A 19,816-nucleotide genomic window follows, 5' to 3' on the forward strand; every position below is an offset into this window, starting at 1 on the left:
TTAATTTTTTTATGCAAAGGCTAAACGGAAAAGGGAAACCAAATTGGCTCCCTTTCTGAAAATGCTATTCAATTTTTAATTTTAACTATTGTACATGTTTATTTTGTACGAGCTTAATTACACAGCTAGCAATAGATTGTTTTTCATCTGAAGAAGCTACAGCCCATAAATCGGAAAGAACACGCTCTTGTTCGTTTTGAGGATCTACATTTTTCGCTAAGTATTCCCCAATTTGAACGGCTGCCTTTTCAATTACTTTTTTTGGCATGCCAATATCTTTCGCGTCTTCAACTTGTTTCCCTAAAAATGATGTCCATTGCTGCCAGTTATCAAGTACACCCATGTTATCGCCTCCTTTACACCGTTAGTATGTGCAAGGAAGGCAATTATATGTACCATCCACCATTTACATGAATGATTTGTCCTGTAACATAATCTGCCTGTCCACTCAAATAAAAGGCAATCATATTCGCTATATCTTCCGTCTGACCCAGTGCCTGGAGAGGAATTTCCTCGGCAATACTATTTTTTTCTTGTAAAGTTAAATGATGATTCATCGTTGTATCAATAATGCCTGGCGCTATTGCATTTACACGAATACCATTATACGCCACTTCTTGCGCATACGCCTTTACAAAGCTGTGCTGAGCACCTTTAACAGCAGAATACACCGTTTCCCCTGCTGCACCTACCGCTCCCCAAATAGAGCCAATAAATAGCACATAGCTCTTGTTATTTGACCTTAATTTTTTCGAGACGGCAGCTAATAAACTCATCGGATTTTGCATATGTACACGCCATAGCTTCTCCATTTCATTTATCGGTGTATCCTCTAGTAAGCTATAATACCCATGACCATTTGCAAATACAATTGCCTGCAAAGAAAAAATTTGTGCAGCTAGCAGATCACCACCGTCAGCTGCACTAAAGTCCGCGCATACAGGAATAAATTCTTGCTCCTTATATTTCTTAGTAAAGCGCTCAGCTAAATGATTGATAGCCTCACTATTACGAAAATAATGCAAATAGAGCGACCAACCTTCAGAGGCTAGCTTTTCACATATATTCTGCCCTATTTCTCCTGAAGCACCACATACTAAAGCAAATCTTTTCATTCAGTTCTCTCACTTACTGGAAGGATTTTGAATACTGTTTGTTGTTCCACTCCTTGCAGGGATGTAAATGCCTCCTGAATATCCGTTACAGTAAGCTTTTCAATAACAGGTACAGCATCAAACAGGTTCATATCGTTAAATTTATAACGAGTAAACTGATTCGCGATGTATTCAATTGAGTTTAATGCGCGTAAGAAGAAGCCAATTTTTTTACGTTTAATTCGTTCCACGTCCTGCTCAATAAACATTCCATCAGCATTCTCTAAATGATCCTTTATCGCCGCTACTAAAGCATCAGGTTCATTAGAATCGGAACCAATTAATGCAAAGCCAAAGCCTTTTTCAAGTGAAAAATCATACGCATAAGATTCGTCAATCAAGCCTTTTTCATATACATCTGTATAGAAGCTTGAAGCGCGACCAAATAAGCATTCTAGCGCGATGTGTATCGCTAGCTCATGCTTTAGCATATCCATCCCTGATAGTGATGTTTCCTTTGCTTTTAAGCCAACATATACTTTTGGCTTTTGAACATCCATATATAACTCACGCTGTGCAATGGCTACATTTGTTGGCTCATCATCAAATAGGCGTGTTAAAGGTGTTGGTTCTGGGAATTCCTTTTTATTTTGATTCGCTTCAATAAAAGCCATCATCTCATTTGGGTCAACAGCACCAATAGCGAACAATAACATATTTGACGGGTGATAGAACGTGTTATAGCAAGTATACAAATGCTCCGCTGTAATTCCATCAATCGACTCAATTGTACCTGCAATGTCGATTTTCACTGGATGGTTATGGAACATATTTTCTATCGCACCAAAATATAAACGCCAGTCAGCCTGATCATCATACATCGTAATTTCTTGACCGATTATTCCCTTTTCTTTATTGACTGTTTCCTCTGTGAAATATGGCTCCTGTACAAAATCTAATAACGTTTCAGTGCTTTTATAAATATGATCGGTTGCAGAGAAAAGGTATGCTGTACGTGTGAAGGATGTAAACGCGTTCGCCTGTGCACCAACTTCACTAAACTTTTGGAATACATCCCCATCTTCCTTTTCAAACATTTTATGCTCTAGAAAATGAGCAATCCCATCTGGAACTGTAATACTTTCCTTTTCCCCGATTGGAATAAATGAACGATCCACTGAGCCGTATTTCGTTGTAAACGTTACAAATGTTTTAGAAAACCCTTTTTTCGGTAAGATATAAACTTCTAAGCCATTTTCAAGCTTTTTATAATAAAGTGTTTCTTCTAGTTGTTTAAATTCAATCGTTTGCACTGATTAGTCCTCCTTACCGCATAAGAAATAAATCGCCTCTTGCTCAATTTGCTGAGCCATCGTCTGCACATCCTCTTTTGTTACTGACTGCCAGCGATCAGCCCATGTATCAATCGTAAAGGCTTCATTTAGATCCTTATATTGATCAAAAATCTCAATTTGCCCACGAGCAGAATCTAGCGCCTCTTTTAATTGGTTTGTTAGCATTGCTTTTGTTTGTGCTAGCTCTAAATCCGTAATTTCACCATTTTGGATTGCTGTTAATTGCTCATTGACTACCTCGATTGCCTTTTTCTCATTTGACGGTTCAATTCCCGAAACAACAAATAAGAGCCCATAATGTGAAGCATAGGAGCTTGATGCATAATAAGCTAAGCTTTCTCGTTCACGAACGTTCATAAAGATTTTTGAGTGTGCATAACCACCAAAAATACCATTGAAAATTTGCATTTTCGGAAAATCCTCATGACCAAAGTATACTGGGGTGCTATACCCGATATGCAATTTCCCTTGCTTCATTTCGTGCTGTTCTTTTGTATAAGCCTCGGTATGCTCCTGAACCTCTTTGTCTTTAGGAATCTTTTGTTGTTCACGATCGCCGAATGGTAATGCTCCCTTTAACCTTTCTGTCATTTCCTCGATATTGATATCGCCCACAACATAAATATCAATCAAATCATTAGCAAGCATCGACTCATAAGCCGCTACAAGAGATGCAGGTGTAACCGCTTCAACTTCCTCGATTGTTCCATTAGCAGAAATCGATGCCGGCTGGTTAGGTCGAAGAATTTGTGTTAAACGCATTTGTGCATAACGTGTTTTATCATCAAAAATAGAATGGATACGCTCTAATACCATTTTCTTTTCTCGTTCAACGATAGCAGGCACAAAATGTCCGTTTTCTAAATTCGGCTGAAAAACAGCTGTGTGTAATAATTGCAGTACTTCTCCAAGGACATTCTTATCTGCTAAATATTGATCATTGACGGTTTCTGCATTTAACAATAATGTATGTTCCTCACCGCGTTTTGTCGTATCAAAATAGAGCACCGTTCCAAATAAGTCGTCTAAATAACTACGATAAGCGGCGGATGTTGTGAACTTTTCATTGCTATGCTGTAAAACATTCGATAAAACCGTACGCTCTGCTGCATCTCGAGCTGTTAAAGGGCGTCTAAATTTAATCGAAAAATTCACCGTTTTAAATTGTGTTGTTTGACGAAGATGAAGCGAAACACCTTTCGCTAATTGTGTTGTTAAAAACAAAAAAACTCCTCCTGACTGCCTAAGTAATACTACTCTTCCCTTCTACTATACATGTGAGTACACAATTTATGCAAAATTATTATGTAGTGGAAGAATTTTACCGAATTTTTCATAGAGATCTTTGTATAGATTCCCCCAACTCTCCGTTTTTCATTCCTTTTACATATTAGAAAAAGCCGACAAAATCATGTTGGATTTTGTCGACTCAATTTTTAGCGTTTGCCTTTAATATATGGAATACCTGATGCTTTTGGTGCAGTCGCTTTTCCAATAAATCCAGCTAGCGCCAGAATCGTTAATACATACGGTAAAATTGTTAGGAATACTGGTGGTACCTCTTTTACATACGGAATTGAACCGCCTGCAACGGCTAATGCTTGTGCTAAACCGAAAAATAGAGCAGCGCCCATCGCGCCAATTGGATGCCATTTACCGAAAATCATTGCTGCAATCGCCATAAATCCTTGGCCGTTAATTGTCGCGTGTCCGAAATCACCTGTAATTGTTTGCGCGTATATCGCACCACCAATACCAGCAAATGCCCCTGAAATCATTACCGCAATATAACGCATTTTTGTTACGTTAATCCCCATTGTGTCAGCAGCCATTGGATGCTCACCAACAGAACGTAAACGTAAGCCAAATGGTGTTTTGTAAACTACAAACCACGCTAGGAACGCTACAGCAATTGCTAATATAGAAGTACCATATAAATCACTAAAGAACATTGGCCCAATAAACGGAATATCTGATAATAATGGGATATCAAAAAGAGCAAAGCGTTCTTTGATAAAATCTGTTTGACCTTTACCTTCAAATATCATTTTTACTGAGAAAAGTGCTATGGCTATCCCTAGTAAGTTTAAAGCAACCCCTGTAACGGTTTGATCCGCACGGAATGAAATGGCTGCTACTGCTAAAAATAGAGAGAAGATTGCACCGACAACCATCGCTGCCACTAAGGATACCCACGGTGTAAAGCCACCAAGTGCATCAGCGGTAAATAAGTTAAATACAATCCCTACAAAGGCGCCCATTACCATAATACCTTCAATACCAATGTTAACAACACCGGATCGTTCAGAGAATATACCACCAATTGCTCCAAAAATAAGTGGTGCAGCGTAGAAAAGTGCAGGAGGGACGATGAAATATAATACATCTAATAAGTTCATATTATTTGTCCTCCTTTTTATTTCTGAATTTTTCTAAAGCTACTCGAATAACATAGCCTGATGCTACGAAGAAAATAATTAATGCAATAATGATCGAAACAATTTCAATCGGAATACCCGCTTCGTTCGGCATATTTAATGAACCGAATTTTAATGAACCGAATAATGATGCACCAAATAGGACCCCTAGTGGTGTATTTGCACCAAGTAAGGCTACAGCGATTCCGTCAAAGCCTATACCTGTGAAGCCACCTTTTACAGCAGCGTACCCAAATGTACCTAGCGCCTCCATGGCCCCACCTAGGCCGGCGAACGCACCAGAAATCGTCATCGCTAAAATAACATTTTTCTTTACACTCATCCCTGCATACTCTGCTGCGTTTTGGTTAAACCCAACCGCTTTTAATTCGAAGCCACGTGTTGTTCTCTCAAGAATAAACCACATTATAAATACCATAATTAAAGCTACGACAATTCCCCAGTGAAGACGAGAATAATCCGTTACGCTTTCAAAAAATGGAGATCGTAATGAAGCACTTTCTTGAATTTTTTCTGTACGGTCTCCACCTGACCAAGTTTTAATTAATGCATTAGTAATGTGAAGCGCTACATAGTTTAGCATTATCGTTGCAATTACTTCATGGACATGGAATCTGGCCTTTAACACACCAGCAATAAATGCCCAAAATGCCCCTGCTACAGTTGCTGCAAGTAACGCAAGTGGTAAATGAATGATTTTTGGTAGACCTTCAAATGCATACCCAACATATGCAGCGGCTACCCATCCCATAATTAACTGACCTTCAACCCCAATATTAAATAAACCAGTACGGAATGCAAATGCCACCGCAAGACCTGCTAATATATAAGGTGTAATTTGGCGAATCGTTTCACCTATTGTATACGTATCTCCGAAAATACCGTTCCATAAGGCAATATAGCCTGCTACAGGATCATAACCCGATACAAGCATAACGATTGCACCTACGATTAATCCTAAAATTACCGAGATAATAGGAACGAGTATATTGATTATCCGATTAGACATCGATTATTCGTCCCCTTTCATTGTTTTTTTAGATTGTCCAGCCATAAGTAAGCCTAGTTCTTGCTCGGTTGTTTGCTTCGGATCTAATGTATCGACAATACTTCCATCGTAAATAACCGCAATACGATCTGATACATTCATTACTTCATCTAGCTCAAAAGAAATTAATAATACAGCCTTACCTTTATCACGTTGCTCAATAAGACGTTGATGAATAAATTCAATTGCCCCTACATCTAAGCCACGTGTTGGTAAAGCAGCTATTAATAGCTCAGGGTTTCGGTCCACCTCACGCCCGATAATAGCCTTTTGCTGATTACCTCCTGACAATGCGCGAGCTGGAGTTGATTCCCCATGACCTGTGCGAACATCAAACTCTTCGATAACTTGAATTGCCTTTTTCGAGATTTTTTTATAATCAATAATCCCGAACTTAGAGATTGGTTCCTTATAATAAGTTTGAAGTGCAATATTATGCCCAACCGTAAAATCTAATACTAAGCCGTGCTTATGTCGGTCTTGTGGAATATGTCCTAAGCCTGTTTCAGTAATTTCTCTCGGCTTTTTATTTGTTACATTAATACCGTTCATTATTACTGTACCGCTCTTCACCTTACGAAGACCTGTAATTGCCTCGATTAGCTCCGATTGTCCATTTCCGTCAATCCCAGCAATACCTACGATTTCGCCTTTACGTACAGATAAGTTTAAACCTTTTATTTTTTCGATACCACGATAATCAAGGACCACTAAATCTTGTATATTTAAAACTTCCTCAGTTGGATTTGCCGACACTTTTTCTGTTTTGAATGTTACCTGACGTCCGACCATTAATTCAGCAAGTTGGTCTGGATTCGTTTCAGCTGTAACTACTGTTCCAATCCCTTCGCCTTTGCGAATAATTGTCACTCGGTCAGATACTTCCATAATTTCTTTTAATTTATGCGTAATTAAAATGATCGATTTACCTTCTTCGATTAAACGGCGCATAATTTGAATTAGCTCAGAAATTTCTTGCGGTGTAAGCGATGCAGTTGGCTCGTCAAAAATCAAAATCTCCGCACCACGATATAATGTTTTCAGGATTTCTACACGCTGCTGCATCCCTACTGAAATATCTTCAATTTTCGCATTTGGATCTACATCTAAGCCGTATTTTTCAGATAAAGCCTGAATATCCTTTGCAGCATGATTTATATTTACAATGCCGCCCCTAGTTGGCTCATTTCCTAAAATAATATTTTCAGTTACAGTAAAATTTTCAACGAGCATAAAATGTTGATGCACCATCCCGATTCCTAGATCGTTCGCAACATTTGGATCTGTAATTTTAACTGTATTTCCACGCACTTTTATTTCTCCAGCTTCTGGCTGGTATAATCCAAACAGTACGTTCATCAAAGTTGATTTACCTGCACCATTTTCACCTAATAGTGCATGTATCTCACCTTTTTTTAATTGGAGGGTGATATTATCATTTGCTACGAATCCGCCAAATTCTTTACGTATTCCAAGCATTTCAATCACGTATTCCACTGCATTCACTCCCTTAGGTTGAAATTATTATAAAGTATTAAAAATTAACACAGGAAAGATTTTATATAAAATCTTTCCTCTATTAATTTATTAGTTAATTTAGGATACTAGTTTAGAAGAATAACTTATAGAACGCTTACATTTCTTAGGGGTAGAATTATCTTAATAATAAAAAAATACCCTCTTAAGTACAAAATCATCATAGAGACTAGAAAAGTCTACCTAATCTCTATGATGATCATCATGTTATTTTACTTCTTTACTTCTTCAGGAACTACAATTTCACCAGAAATGATTTTCGCTTTATATTCTTCAACTGTTTTTAATACATCCTCAGTAATTGCACCACGAGAATCAGCTAAACCTACGCCGTCTTCTTTAAGACCGTAAACGATTGTTTCGCCACCTGGGAATTTCCCATCTTTCGTACGGTTTGAAATATCTACTACTGCGTTCGATACACCTTTAAGCATTGACGTTAATGTTACGTTATGTTCCCCAACTTGACCTTCTGGATATTGATCTTTATCTACACCAATTACCCATACATTAGCATTAGGGTCTTTTTCTTTACGCTCTTTTGCTTCAGTGAATACACCGTTACCAGTACCACCCGCAGCGTGGAAAATAATATCAACACCTGATGAGTACATACTGTTTGCAGCTGTTTTACCTAATTCTGCTTTATCGAATGCTTCCGCATAATATACCTCGATTTCAATATCAGGGTTTACCGCTTTCGCACCTGCTTCAAATCCAGCATGGAAACGCTCAATTACTGGAATAGATTGTCCACCTACGAAGCCGATTTTACCGCTTTCAGACATTTCAGCTGCAGCAACACCTGCAAGGAATGCTCCTTCTTGCTCTTTGAATAGAACTGATGCAACGTTTGGAGCATCTACTACTGAGTCAATGATTGCAAGTTTTGCATCCGTACGTTGATCTGCGATTTCTTTAACTGCATCGCCCATTAAGAAACCAACACCGAATACTAAATCAAAGTCACGACGTAATAATGAATTTAAGTTTGTGTTGTAGTCTGCATCAGATTTTGATTGAAGGTAAGCATAACCGCCGTCACCTTCAGATAATCCGTTGTCATTACCAAACTGTTGAATACCTTCCCAAGCTGATTCATTGAATGATTTATCATCAATACCACCAACATCAGTTACCATTGCAATTGAAAGTGCACCTTCAGTTGCTGTACCTTCAGTAGCTGTACCTTCTTTATCTTTTGCTTCGTCCTCTTTTCCACTTTTACCATCGTCGCTTCCACATGCCCCTAAAATGGCACCAGTTGCTAGTACAGAAGAAATTAATAAACCAAATTTACGTTTTTTCATAAGTGATTCCCCCCAAGGATTTTGTAATTAGCAGGATAATTAAATAATAATGTTCTACACCCGTTTTCGAACTACATGGAAGCTGAATTTATCAGCTCTAAAATAGTTCTTAGAATACAGTACAACTTGGTCATTCTCATCATAATGAAGTTGCTTCAATATGAGTAATGCCGTCTCAGGTCCGCATTTTAAAATTGGTGATACATGTTCGTGGTAACCGATAGGATCTATATAAGTGATCGCATAAGCTACACGAATGGCACCAGATTTTTCAAGGGCCGAGAAAATAGACACGTCTTGATTACTTATAAATTGCTTAGGCAAATAGCTTGCTGGCACTTTATCGATACAATAAACGACAGGTTCACCATCTGCAGTTCTAACACGTTCAATTTTGATTACATTGTCATCAATGTCGGATTGGAATCTGTTTATATCATCTTCAGTAGGTTTATTCTCAGTTGCATTTATGAATATTGTCCCAGGCTCCATTCCTGCATTTTCAATCATGGAAGAAATACTCGATAGATGCTCAATACCTGATGTAAATAATGGCTTAGGATTGACGAACGTGCCTACACCATGTCTACGAACGATGACATTTTCTTCTTCCAATAATCGAAGCGCCTCACGTAAAGTTGCTCGACTTACTCCAAGCGATTTTGATAGTTCAAATTCAGAAGGAAGCTTTTCATTTTCATGAAATACTCCTTTTTCAATATCTGATTTTAAACGGTCTATTACTTGTAAGTACAAATGACGATGATCAGTTTTAATTGACACTAATAACCACCACCGATTTAGAGATCAGACATCTGATGTACAACAATTCCTACTAATTCGTTGATTAATATAACACTTTTATTATAAGAAGAAAACATTTTTCACAAAAAACTCATTATAAAACGAAAAATTTCAGCATAATTTAATGAATTCTGATGCAAAAAATAGCAAATCTGAATTTTTTAGCTTGTTATTCAATTTATAACGCTCGACTTATTCAACAGGACCTGCCTTGGCTTACTACCTTCTGGTGGACTGACAACACCGCGCATCTCCATTTGATCCATAATTCGGGCTGCTCTTGCATAACCAATTCTAAATTTTCGTTGCAGCATTGAAACGGATGCACTTTGCATTTCCATTACGAGCCCAACTGCATCATCGTATAATTCATCCTTATCTTCTGATATTTCAACTACCGGTTCATCAGTCGGAATCATCGCCTCCTCGTATTGTGCCTTTTGCTGTTCAATAACAAAATCTACCACAGATTCGACTTCAGCATCGGATAAAAATGCTCCTTGAACACGTGTTGGTTTTGATGCTCCAGCTGGTAGGAATAACATGTCCCCACGACCTAACAGCCTTTCAGCACCACCCATATCTAATATTGTGCGTGAATCCACTGCAGAAGATACAGCAAATGCGATTCGAGATGGAATATTTGCTTTAATGATTCCTGTAATAACATCTACAGATGGCCGTTGCGTGGCAATAATTAAGTGTATCCCCGCAGCACGGGCCATTTGCGCAAGCCTTGTAATGGAGTCTTCTACCTCACCTGGCGCAACCATCATTAAATCAGCAAGCTCATCTACTATAACTACTATATACGGCAACTTAGGCTGCTTTTCCTTCCCGTCTCCATTTTCTTTTTCAATATGATCATTATAGCCTTCAATATTTCGTGTACCCGTATGAGAAAATAAATCATAACGACGCTCCATCTCAGATACAACCTTTTGAAGAGCTTGGGCTGCTTTACGAGGCTCTGTTACAACTGGCGCAAGTAAATGAGGAATCCCATTATACATATTAAGCTCTACCATTTTGGGATCGATCATCATCATTTTGACCTCATGAGGTGCTGCTCGCATTAAAATCGAAACGATAATCCCATTAATACATACGCTTTTCCCACTTCCTGTAGACCCTGCCACTAATAAATGCGGCATTTTGTTTAGCTCGGCTAACATGGCTTGACCCGTAATATCCCGACCAAAACCAATTAATAGCTTTGCATTTGGTTTATTGTTTTCCTTTGCCTCAAGTACTTCCCTCAACGTCACAACTGCAACTTCGCTATTTGGTACTTCGATACCGATTGCAGATTTCCCTGGGATGGGTGCTTCAATGCGAATATCCTTTGCTGCAAGTGCTAGCGCTAAATCATCCTGAAGGCTAACAATTTTACTGACCTTTACACCCACGTCAGGTAACACCTCATATTTAGTAACAGCCGGTCCTAAATGAACTTGTGTTACTTTCGCCTTGACTCCGAAGCTATGGAATGTTTGCTCTAGTTTTTTCGCATTAGCTTGAATAATGGAATATTCACCACTTTGATCGTGCTCTGGTGGTGGATTTAATAGCCCTAACGATGGTAATGTATAATGTTCATTATTAACAGAGGAGGGTTCCTTGGAAAATGGCGTTTCTTCAATCTTTTTTTCGTTTTGAATTAGATCCTTCGGCGGCTCCTCATCCCGTTGTAATGCATGTTCAGTAAAAGCTGATATGACAGGCTCCTCATGCACTATATGTTCCATCGGCATTGGTTTTTCTATTGATGTTACCGCGATCTCTTCTGCCTGTTCTTCCTTCTTCCTTCCTTTTTTTCTTCCGGTGGGCTCTTGTGTGCTAATGGCACGTTTCGTTTTAATTTTTCGCTTCACCTTTGGACCCTTTTCAATAATTAGCGGTACGAGCGCTTTCCCTGAAATTAAAATAACACCGATCAGTAGTAGTACCCACGAGGCTATTTTGGCACCTATCGAATCAAATAAAATATGAAGCAGACTAAATAAAATTGCACCTATCATGCCACCACCAAGCGAGTCACTACGCTTTATCACACCTTCCATTTCAATTAGGATTCGCCATGTTTCTCGAATAACGGAATTGGATAATAACGTATTTGCGTTATGTAGCTGCTCAAATAGAATGCTATGACTAAATATTGAAAAGCCGGCCATTACAAATAAAGTTCCAATAACGATACGGTTTTTTAACGTAATTCCACGACGTCGCACCATAAAAATGCCTGCAATTAGCATACATAGGAATGGAATAAAAAAGTGTAAGTTACCTAATAAAAACATCGATATAGTTTTTGTAATACGCCCTACGATACCTAGCTCAAAAAAAGCAATCATTGCAAACGCAATTAATAAGATGCCGATAATTTCATAAGCGAGTGGGTGAAGTCCACCTGCGCTCGTTGCTTTTGTTTTTGGACCTGCTTTTTCTTTTCTTGAAGTCTTCGTTTCGGTCATCTTTTCCACCTACCTTTACTGTAGAAAAAAAGGATTTTCTTGAGCCCAGCTGGCAAAAGAAAATCCTTTTCATACTTTTGTAACGTCCCATCAATATTACACAATGTCAGGTACGACATGTTGTTTCAAAACAAGGTACGATACTTTAAAAAGTATTGATTGCAATGAACTGAATGATCCTAATATTCCATTATAATTGGGATAATCATTGGGCGGCGCTTCGTTTTTTGGAATAAGTAGCTATTCAGTTCGTCACGGATTTCTTGTTTTATATTTGTCCATTCAAATGTATCTTTACTTACATACTTTTCAATAACAGATCGTGCGATTTCTGACGACTCAACCATCAGCTCTTCAGACTCTCGTACATAAACAAATCCGCGTGATAAAATTTCTGGACCTGACGCAATCTTCTTTTGCGCACGGTTTAAAGTTACAACGACGATGAAAATACCATCTTGGGAAAGTAGTTTACGATCACGTAGAACAATATTTCCGACATCACCAACACCAATTCCGTCAATTAGAACATTACCTGCTTGTACACGACCGCTCATTCTTATCTTGCCGTTTTTGTATTCTACAATATCGCCTTTATCCGCGATAAAAATTTGAGACTTTTGCATCCCGACTGATTGTGCAAGCTTTGAATGCGCAATCAGCATACGATATTCACCTTGAATCGGAACAAAATATTTTGGCTGCATTAAATTTAGCATTAATTTTAAATCTTCTTGACTACCATGTCCTGAAACATGTACTTTTTTATCTGCTGTTAATACATTTGCACCAGCTTTGGCAAGTTGATTCATCGTATTGTACATTTGCACTTCCATGCTAGGTGACGGAGTGAAAGTAATTAAAACAGTATCCGTATTACGAATTTTAATTTCACGATGATGCTTTCGCACAATTTTATCTAATGCATCAAGCGGTTCACCCTGGTTACCTGTTGCAATAATAATTATTTCATCATCTTGATATTTATGAATATCACTTACAGGAATTAACGTATTCTCGTCCACTTCTAAATAGCCAAGAGTTACTCCTAAATCGACTACCTTTTCAAGGGGCTTACCTACAACCGCTACTTTGCGGAATGATTCTTGCGCTTGCGTAAACACCTGCTGAATACGAATGAAGTTTGAGGCGTAAACTGCTACAATAATACGACCTGGTGCCCCATGGAATGTTTTAGCTAAACGATCTTCAATCACCGTTTCGCTTGTTGTATAGCCTGGACGCTCTGCTTCTGTTGATTCAGAAAGTAAAATAAACACGCCGTCCTCACCAAGCTGAGCCATTTTTGCTAAATCTGGCTTGAATTTTCCTTTTGCAGACTGGTCAAATTTAAATTCACCTGTGTGCACGATTGCCCCTTCAGATGTATGGAAAACAACCCCCAATGCATCTGGAATGCTATGTGTCGTATGGAAGAACGTCACATGAGTGCGATTAAAGTTCATACGACTTTTATTCGTTACTTCAAAGAATTTCACTTGATGTGGAGCAGGAAGCTCTTTTAAATGCTCCTTCGCAAGGGCAATTGTTAATTTTGAGCCATAGACTGGCGCTTTAATTTTTTGTAGAACGTAAGCAATTGAACCAATTGCATCTTCATGTCCGTGTGTTAGGAAAATTCCTTTCACGCGCTCTTTGTTTTCTTCTAAGTACGTAATGTCCGGTATAACAATGTCGATACCTAGCATTTCATCCTCTGGGAACATTAACCCACTGTCTACGACGAAAAGCTCTTCATCGATTTCGATTACATACATGGACTTTCCGATCTCGCCAACTCCGCCAAGAGGGATGATACGGATTACTTCATTTTTCGTTTTTGTCACTTTATTTCCTCCTAAAAATATCCCGAACAGCAACCACTTAAAGTTCATTATACGTGGTGAACGTCTATAGCACAAATTAAAAATGCGAATAACTGACAAAATCTATCTTGATTTCACTTATGTAGCTACTATATATTAAGAAAATTTTGATGAACTGCTAGGAAACGAAATATTGGTATCGGATTCCTATAAAAAAACCGCAGACTATTCGAACCTGATCGAATTAGTCTACGGTTAGTTTTCAATCCAGTTATTTCACTGCTAATGCACGAAATCCTTTTGCTTTTTCTTGATACGTATCCCAAATTTTATCAAAGGCAGCCTTTTCTTCTGGCAGCATTTCCATCATTGGCATGCGAACATCTAGTGTATCAAAACCTAGCTTTGTCATAGCATATTTTACAGGTGATGGGTTTGGCTGTGCAAATAATGCACGGCAAAGAGGAAGAAGCGCGCGGTGAATTTTTGCCGCTAGCTTATGATTTCCTTCTTCAAAAGCTTTAATCATTAATTGCATATCATTCCCAACAACATGTGATGCAACAGAAATAACTCCTGCTCCACCTATTGCAAGAAGTGGAAGTGTTAGACCATCATCGCCACTGTAAACAAGGAAGTCATTTTCAACATTTTCAATAATGTCACCCATTTGGTCTAAATTACCGCTCGCTTCCTTGATGCATGTAATATTTTCTACGTCACGGCTTAATGAGATTGTCGTTTCGGCTAAAATATTCGCACCTGTACGTCCTGGCACATTATATAACATGACAGGTAGCTTCGTTTCCTTAGCAATCGTTTGAAAGTGGGCATACATCCCGCGCTGGTTTGGTTTGTTGTAATACGGTGTTACAAGCATAATGCCGTCTGCACCATTTTCCTCCGCTTTATGTGTCATAGCGATGGAATACGCTGTTTCGTTATCTCCCGTTCCAGCGATAACAGGTACACGTCCTGCTACCTTTTCAACAGTAAAGCGTACAACTTCAATTTTTTCCTCTGTTGACATCGTTGGATTTTCTGATGTTGTTCCGCAAGCGATAATTGCATCTGTGCCATTATCGATTAAGTGATTAATAATTCGTTCTAATTCTGGGTAGTTAATTGTGCCATCTTTTTTAAACGGCGTTATCATTGCCGTTCCTATACGACCGATATTCATACTTGCACCCCTCTTAAAGTAAATTATCCTCTAGCATCGCTTCAGCAATTTGAATTGAGTTTAGCGCTGCACCTTTTAATAAGTTGTCAGCTACAATCCATAAATGGAATCCTTTTTTATTATCTAGATCTTGACGGATACGACCTACGAATGTTGGCTCTTCACCTTCTGCAAAGATTGGCATTGGGTATTCCTGCGTTGCAATATCATCCTGTAAAACAATACCTGGTGCTTCTTTTAATAAGGCAAAAATCTCTTGTAGTGTTGCTTCTTTTTCAAGCTCAATATAGACAGACTCTGAGTGACCTGAAACGACTGGCACTCGAACACAAGTTGCTGCCACTTTTAGCTCTGGTAATTCCATAATTTTTTTCGTTTCGTTTATCATTTTCATTTCTTCATATGTAAAGCCATTGTCCGTAAATTTGTCAATTTGCGGAATAACATTACGTGCTATCGGATAATGCTTATTATCTGCTTTACATGGTAAAACACTTGCTTCAACGTTCTTACCTGCTTCCCACTGTGCACTTTGATCCTTTAATTCGTCTATGGCAGCGATACCAGATCCAGAAACAGCTTGATATGTTGAAACAATAACTTTTGTTAAGCCGAATTTTTCGCGAATTGGTTGAAGCGCAGCTACCATTTGAATAGTTGAACAGTTCGGATTTGCAATAATTCCTTTAGGTAATTCTTTTAATGCATGACGGTTTACTTCTGGTACTACTAACGGAACTTCTGGATCCATACGGAAGTGACTTGTGTTATCAATGACCACTGCCCCACGTTTTGCAGCTTCAGGTGCTAATGCAGCAGATACAGAACCACCCGCTGAGAATAGCGCTACATCTACTCCTTCAAAAGCTTCTGGCTTCGCTTCTTCAATTGTATAGGTTGAACCATTAAACTCGATTGTTTTTCCAGCTGAACGTGCTGATGCTAAAAATTTTATATTTTTAATAGGAAAATTACGTTTAATTAGCTGTTCCATCATTTTCGAACCTACTGCACCTGTCGCACCAACTACCGCGACATTTAATTGCTTTGTCATTGTCTCATCTCTCCTCTAAAACTAGTTACATAATGTTGGATATTGTATCACAAATCCATTGAATTGTGTATGATTATTTGACAATTAAAAATATTGTATAAATATTGGTTGTAATTGTTTTTTATAAGCGAGCGCATAATGCACAGTTTCGAGCATTTTGTTGAAATCTGCAACAAGGGATGTTGGTTTATTTATCGGATCATCTTGACCAAAAGGTATAAAATATACATTTTTAGCATTCATTAGCTTCATTAGGTTCATACCATTTAATCCAAGCGCATCATTTGTAGAAATACCAATTACTACTGGCGAGCCATTTCGTAGCGTTGCCTTTGCAGCCATTAAAACAGCACTATCGGTTGCAGCGTTTGCAAATTTGCTTAATGAATTACCCGTCATCGGTGCAATTACCATACAATCTAATGGGTTTTTCGGTCCAAATGGCTCCGCTTCGGTAATACTAGAAACAACCTTTTCACCTGATAAGCTTTCAATCTTTGCAATCCACTCCTCACCTGTTCCGAAGCGTGTTGCTGCATGCAGTACCGAGTTGGTAATAATCGGTACAACTGTTGCACCAGCAGCTGTCAAACTCGTAATTTTCGGCACTACATCCTCATAAGTACAATGTGATGCCGTTATTCCAAGTCCTATTCGTTTACCTTCAAGCATTTAGTCACCTCCACGCGTAATCGTTTCATATAGCACATGTGCAGCATCATCTGCAAAATATTTCCCTGGTAAGGCTGGCAGTAATGTGTAGTCTTTCCTCGTAACGTAATACAAGCATCCTGGTGCAGAGGCTACATCGTAAATCGGCATGTGAATGCAATCACTAAATGATTGTGTTAACCATTGTGCAGGGATTGTATTAATAATGGCTGTTGCTTGATGAATATTCGTCGTTTGCAAATCAATCGCTTCATAGCCTAGTGCCTTTGCTTCATTTAATTGTGTGTCCGAACGAACGGCAATTGTCACATTGGCATGGAGACTTTTTAAAAGCTGCGCAAGCATTTTTGCTACTCGACCGAATCCCGTAATAATAAATGTCTTACCTCGAACACTTTCACCTTTTTCATAAAAGAATGCGAGCAAACCTTCCGCTGTTAGCCCGGCATTTTTCCAAATAAATTCTTCATCTTGTAGATACATGTGTACTTCCTGACCTTTTAATAACGAACGCCACTGCTCTGTTAAACGCCCCGCGTAAAATTTCACATTTTTATTACCAATCAAAATTGGCGCATCAATTGTTAATGGTTGAATCGGTAATACGATATGATCCGGACAAAATTCAAGAACCGATGAATTTAACTGCGCATTCCAGCTTGACGTATTTTTATAAAAGACTGTTCGGTGAGGTGCTGTCAATTTTTTTGCTAATTGCTTCATGCGATCATCAATTCCAATTACAAGCCAACGTTCCACCATCATTGTTTATACTGCTTACTAGTCGGTACTGTTTTTTGGAATAAAATGCGGTCCTCGCCAATTAGCAGAATTTCTTCCCAAGGAATGAAAACAGATGATTCTGTTTTCTTTTTGGAAAAAGATAGACGAAAAGGTGCCGCTAACTCAAATCCGTGAATCTTGCCTGTTTTCGGATCAAATAAACATTCTGAATCTGCTAAGAAACCAAATCGTACACCGTTCTCCATCTCAATTAACTCTTTTTCTGCAAGCTCTGATAGTAGCATCGTTCCCCTCCTTCATATGAGCTTATGATTACTATATGCACGCAATATTTGAACGTGCTGTTCCCATCAAAAAGATTTACCTATACAAAAACTCCCAAAACTGTATATACTGTGTATACACAGTTTTAAGAAAGGAGTTACTATAATTGCTAATAAAATTAAGTAACGCAAGCGAGGAGCCTATTTACGAGCAAATTACACAACAATTAAAGCAAGCCATTTTAGGCGGTCAGCTGCTACCTGGCGATGCACTACCTTCTATACGACGACTGGCGATGGAGTTAAAAATCAGTGTGATGACAACTAAACGTGCCTATGCCGACCTAGAGCGCGATGGTTTTATTGAAACAGTCCCTGGAAAAGGGAGCTTTGTCGCAGAGCGTAATCAAGATTTTTTACGAGAGGCGCTCTTTCGGCAAGTTGAAGAGCATCTATCAAAAGCAGTACGAATAGTTAAAACTGCGAATATCTCTAGGGATGAAATGCAGGACTTATTACAGCTGTTATTGGAGGATGAGATAGAATGAAAGCAATTGAAGTTAAAGAGGTTAGTAAAGAGCTCGGTAAGTTTAAGTTAAATAATATTTCATTCCACGTAGAGCAAGGTACAGTGATGGGCTTTATCGGTCAAAATGGTGCAGGGAAATCTACGACAATAAAATGCATACTCAATATGCTAAAAATAACAGAAGGTGAGATTAGACTGTTCGGTCAGCAGCACTCCAATACCGAACTAAAGCAGCTTATTGGTGTGGTCTTTGATGAACTACATGTTCCTGAATCCCTAACTAGTTTAGAATTGTGTAACTTTTATGAGGATGTTTATTCCAATTGGGACCGAACATATTTTTTTGAGCTACTCGACATACTTGATGTCTCACGATATACAAAGGTTAGTAAATTATCGCGCGGCATGAAAATGAAGCTAGGAATTACGCTGGCACTAGCACACCATCCAAAGCTACTCATTTTAGACGAGCCGACAAGTGGCCTTGACCCAGTTGTGCGAGATGAGGTGCTCGATTTGCTACTAGATTTTATGGAAAATCCAGAGCATTCAATTCTTTTTTCATCCCATATTACTAGCGACTTGGAAAAAATAGCTGACAGCTTAACATTTATTAGAAATGGGGAGGTACTGTTTAGCGACAATAAGGATAAGCTTTTACATGACTTTGCTATATGGAAAGGTACCAAAGAGCAAGCTGAGGCTCTACCGAGGTATGCGATTATTGGGAAAAGACGCGCCGCATTCGGGCTAGAGATGCTTGTATCACGTTCTAAGGTTAGTACGGCTTTTGAGCTCCAACGACCTTCTATTGAGGATGTAATGGTGTTCTTTGTGAAGGGAGTGAAGGAGCAGTGACAGCAGCTAAATTAGTTCGTCGTTATTTGTGGGATACACAAACCAAGCTCGTGCTATGTGGCGTGATCTCTTCACTGTTTGGGTTTATATTTGGCGTTATCGGTGATTCAGCCCCAATCCTATTTTTTAGCTATCTTATTGGTGTTGGATATATGTCTCTCACTACACTAGATATCCAGGATACATATATGTCGATGTACAACTCTATGCCGATTTCCGGAAAAACAATCGTAAGGGCGCACTTCAATTATTATTTTGCATTTTGTTCCATTCTCGGTTCGATCTTCGTTGTGTTGTTAGTACTTTATTCGCTTCTAGTACAACGATTTTCATTGTCCTTATTTATTGGTATGTTAGTACTCACACTTTGCATGACATTATTTTTTGGCAACATTATGTTTTGGCTTCATTATCGCTTTCAAAAAGCAGCAGGTTTATTTCTAGCTATTATTATTTTATCGTTTTTGTTTGGAGGCTATCTTAAGGTTTTTGATTTTTTACAGGGAATTAGTTTTACAACAGCGTCAATTGCAGCGCTAAGTATAATTTCATTAGCGCTGCTTTCACTTACTAAATTCCAAATACGCTATTCGGTCACATTATTTCAAAGGAAGGACTTTACATAAGG

At 38.6% G+C, this 19,816-nt stretch carries 19 protein-coding genes; 3 read left to right on the forward strand and 16 right to left on the reverse strand.

Features of this window, described 5'->3' with window-relative positions:
• Positions 1–85: 85 nt before the first annotated feature.
• The 16 genes from V4T18_RS07405 to V4T18_RS07480 all read right to left on the reverse strand — a co-directional run bounded on the left by V4T18_RS07405 (position 86) and on the right by V4T18_RS07480 (position 17,822).
• Positions 86–343 (reverse strand): DUF3243 domain-containing protein, encoded by a 258-nt coding sequence (locus V4T18_RS07405; RefSeq protein ID WP_332648244.1) that lies wholly within the window; start codon positions 341–343, stop codon positions 86–88.
• 43 nt (positions 344–386) lie between these two features.
• Positions 387–1,115, reverse strand: coding sequence for an elongation factor P 5-aminopentanone reductase (gene ymfI / locus V4T18_RS07410; RefSeq protein WP_332648247.1), 729 nt, complete (start codon positions 1,113–1,115; stop codon positions 387–389).
• Positions 1,112–2,407 (reverse strand): EF-P 5-aminopentanol modification-associated protein YfmH, encoded by a 1,296-nt coding sequence (gene yfmH, locus V4T18_RS07415; RefSeq protein ID WP_332648250.1) that lies wholly within the window; start codon positions 2,405–2,407, stop codon positions 1,112–1,114. The genes ymfI and yfmH overlap by 4 nt, the downstream gene beginning before the upstream one ends.
• A 3-nt stretch (positions 2,408–2,410) precedes the next feature.
• Complete coding sequence (gene yfmF / locus V4T18_RS07420) at positions 2,411–3,673, reverse strand: EF-P 5-aminopentanol modification-associated protein YfmF (protein WP_332648253.1); 1,263 nt, start codon at positions 3,671–3,673, stop codon at positions 2,411–2,413.
• A gap of 212 nt (positions 3,674–3,885) precedes the next feature.
• Positions 3,886–4,848 carry an ABC transporter permease gene (locus tag V4T18_RS07425; RefSeq protein ID WP_332648255.1) on the reverse strand — a complete coding sequence of 321 codons (963 nt, stop codon included), beginning with the start codon at positions 4,846–4,848 and terminating at the stop codon, positions 3,886–3,888.
• Between the two features lies 1 nt (position 4,849).
• Complete coding sequence (locus V4T18_RS07430) at positions 4,850–5,896, reverse strand: ABC transporter permease (protein WP_332648257.1); 1,047 nt, start codon at positions 5,894–5,896, stop codon at positions 4,850–4,852.
• A gap of 3 nt (positions 5,897–5,899) precedes the next feature.
• Positions 5,900–7,432, reverse strand: coding sequence for an ABC transporter ATP-binding protein (locus tag V4T18_RS07435; RefSeq protein ID WP_332648259.1), 1,533 nt, complete (start codon positions 7,430–7,432; stop codon positions 5,900–5,902).
• A 251-nt stretch (positions 7,433–7,683) separates the two neighbouring features.
• Positions 7,684–8,781, reverse strand: a complete 1,098-nt coding sequence (locus tag V4T18_RS07440) for a BMP family lipoprotein (protein ID WP_332648261.1) — start codon at positions 8,779–8,781, stop codon at positions 7,684–7,686.
• A gap of 54 nt (positions 8,782–8,835) precedes the next feature.
• A complete protein-coding gene (locus V4T18_RS07445) occupies positions 8,836–9,564 on the reverse strand; it encodes a GntR family transcriptional regulator (protein ID WP_332648263.1) in 729 nt (242 codons plus the stop codon).
• A 194-nt stretch (positions 9,565–9,758) separates the two neighbouring features.
• The gene (locus V4T18_RS07450; RefSeq protein WP_332648266.1) at positions 9,759–12,059 is read right to left on the reverse strand and encodes an FtsK/SpoIIIE family DNA translocase; all 2,301 of its coding nucleotides are present in this window, start codon (positions 12,057–12,059) and stop codon (positions 9,759–9,761) included.
• A gap of 179 nt (positions 12,060–12,238) precedes the next feature.
• Positions 12,239–13,906, reverse strand: a complete 1,668-nt coding sequence (locus tag V4T18_RS07455; RefSeq protein ID WP_332648269.1) for a ribonuclease J — start codon at positions 13,904–13,906, stop codon at positions 12,239–12,241.
• Positions 13,907–14,156: 250 nt separating this feature from the next.
• The gene (dapA, locus tag V4T18_RS07460) at positions 14,157–15,068 is read right to left on the reverse strand and encodes a 4-hydroxy-tetrahydrodipicolinate synthase (protein ID WP_332648272.1); all 912 of its coding nucleotides are present in this window, start codon (positions 15,066–15,068) and stop codon (positions 14,157–14,159) included.
• Positions 15,069–15,081: 13 nt separating this feature from the next.
• On the reverse strand, positions 15,082–16,122 hold the full coding sequence (locus V4T18_RS07465; RefSeq protein WP_332648275.1) for an aspartate-semialdehyde dehydrogenase: 1,041 nt from the start codon (positions 16,120–16,122) through the stop codon (positions 15,082–15,084).
• Positions 16,123–16,206: 84 nt separating this feature from the next.
• The gene (locus V4T18_RS07470; RefSeq protein ID WP_332648278.1) at positions 16,207–16,794 is read right to left on the reverse strand and encodes a dipicolinate synthase subunit B; all 588 of its coding nucleotides are present in this window, start codon (positions 16,792–16,794) and stop codon (positions 16,207–16,209) included.
• Positions 16,795–17,556, reverse strand: coding sequence for an NAD(P)-dependent oxidoreductase (locus tag V4T18_RS07475; protein WP_332648281.1), 762 nt, complete (start codon positions 17,554–17,556; stop codon positions 16,795–16,797).
• Complete coding sequence (locus V4T18_RS07480; protein ID WP_332648284.1) at positions 17,556–17,822, reverse strand: YlmC/YmxH family sporulation protein; 267 nt, start codon at positions 17,820–17,822, stop codon at positions 17,556–17,558. The genes V4T18_RS07475 and V4T18_RS07480 overlap by 1 nt, the downstream gene beginning before the upstream one ends.
• A 146-nt stretch (positions 17,823–17,968) precedes the next feature.
• On the opposite strand from V4T18_RS07480, the gene V4T18_RS07485 reads away from it, so the two are divergent.
• The 3 genes from V4T18_RS07485 to V4T18_RS07495 are packed head-to-tail and all read left to right on the forward strand — an operon-like array spanning position 17,969 to position 19,814.
• A complete protein-coding gene (locus V4T18_RS07485; protein ID WP_332648287.1) occupies positions 17,969–18,349 on the forward strand; it encodes a GntR family transcriptional regulator in 381 nt (126 codons plus the stop codon).
• Positions 18,346–19,188: an ABC transporter ATP-binding protein gene (locus V4T18_RS07490; protein WP_332648289.1), complete on the forward strand. Its 843-nt coding sequence runs from the start codon at positions 18,346–18,348 to the stop codon at positions 19,186–19,188. Before V4T18_RS07485 ends, V4T18_RS07490 begins: the two co-directional genes overlap by 4 nt.
• A complete protein-coding gene (locus V4T18_RS07495; RefSeq protein ID WP_332648291.1) occupies positions 19,185–19,814 on the forward strand; it encodes an ABC-2 transporter permease in 630 nt (209 codons plus the stop codon). The genes V4T18_RS07490 and V4T18_RS07495 overlap by 4 nt, the downstream gene beginning before the upstream one ends.
• Positions 19,815–19,816 lie beyond the last annotated feature (2 nt).

It is taken from the genome of Lysinibacillus sp. 54212 (assembly GCF_036662795.1).
In the GTDB taxonomy this organism is placed as follows: domain Bacteria; phylum Bacillota; class Bacilli; order Bacillales_A; family Planococcaceae; genus Lysinibacillus_B.

Bases quoted from the DNA above. Each gene is read 5' to 3' on its own strand.
- V4T18_RS07405 (WP_332648244.1), bottom strand. From the start codon at position 343: ATGGGTGTACTTGATAACTGGCAGCAATGGACATCATTTTTAGGGAAA.
- ymfI (WP_332648247.1), bottom strand. From the start codon at position 1,115: ATGAAAAGATTTGCTTTAGTATGTGGTGCTTCAGGAGAAATAGGGCAG.
- V4T18_RS07425 (WP_332648255.1), bottom strand. From the start codon at position 4,848: ATGAACTTATTAGATGTATTATATTTCATCGTCCCTCCTGCACTTTTC.
- V4T18_RS07430 (WP_332648257.1), bottom strand. From the start codon at position 5,896: ATGTCTAATCGGATAATCAATATACTCGTTCCTATTATCTCGGTAATT.
- V4T18_RS07440 (WP_332648261.1), bottom strand. From the start codon at position 8,781: ATGAAAAAACGTAAATTTGGTTTATTAATTTCTTCTGTACTAGCAACT.
- V4T18_RS07450 (WP_332648266.1), bottom strand. From the start codon at position 12,059: ATGACCGAAACGAAGACTTCAAGAAAAGAAAAAGCAGGTCCAAAAACA.
- dapA (WP_332648272.1), bottom strand. From the start codon at position 15,068: ATGAATATCGGTCGTATAGGAACGGCAATGATAACGCCGTTTAAAAAA.
- V4T18_RS07465 (WP_332648275.1), bottom strand. From the start codon at position 16,122: ATGACAAAGCAATTAAATGTCGCGGTAGTTGGTGCGACAGGTGCAGTA.
- V4T18_RS07470 (WP_332648278.1), bottom strand. From the start codon at position 16,794: ATGCTTGAAGGTAAACGAATAGGACTTGGAATAACGGCATCACATTGT.
- V4T18_RS07475 (WP_332648281.1), bottom strand. From the start codon at position 17,556: ATGGTGGAACGTTGGCTTGTAATTGGAATTGATGATCGCATGAAGCAA.
- V4T18_RS07480 (WP_332648284.1), bottom strand. From the start codon at position 17,822: ATGCTACTATCAGAGCTTGCAGAAAAAGAGTTAATTGAGATGGAGAAC.
- V4T18_RS07490 (WP_332648289.1), top strand. From the start codon at position 18,346: ATGAAAGCAATTGAAGTTAAAGAGGTTAGTAAAGAGCTCGGTAAGTTT.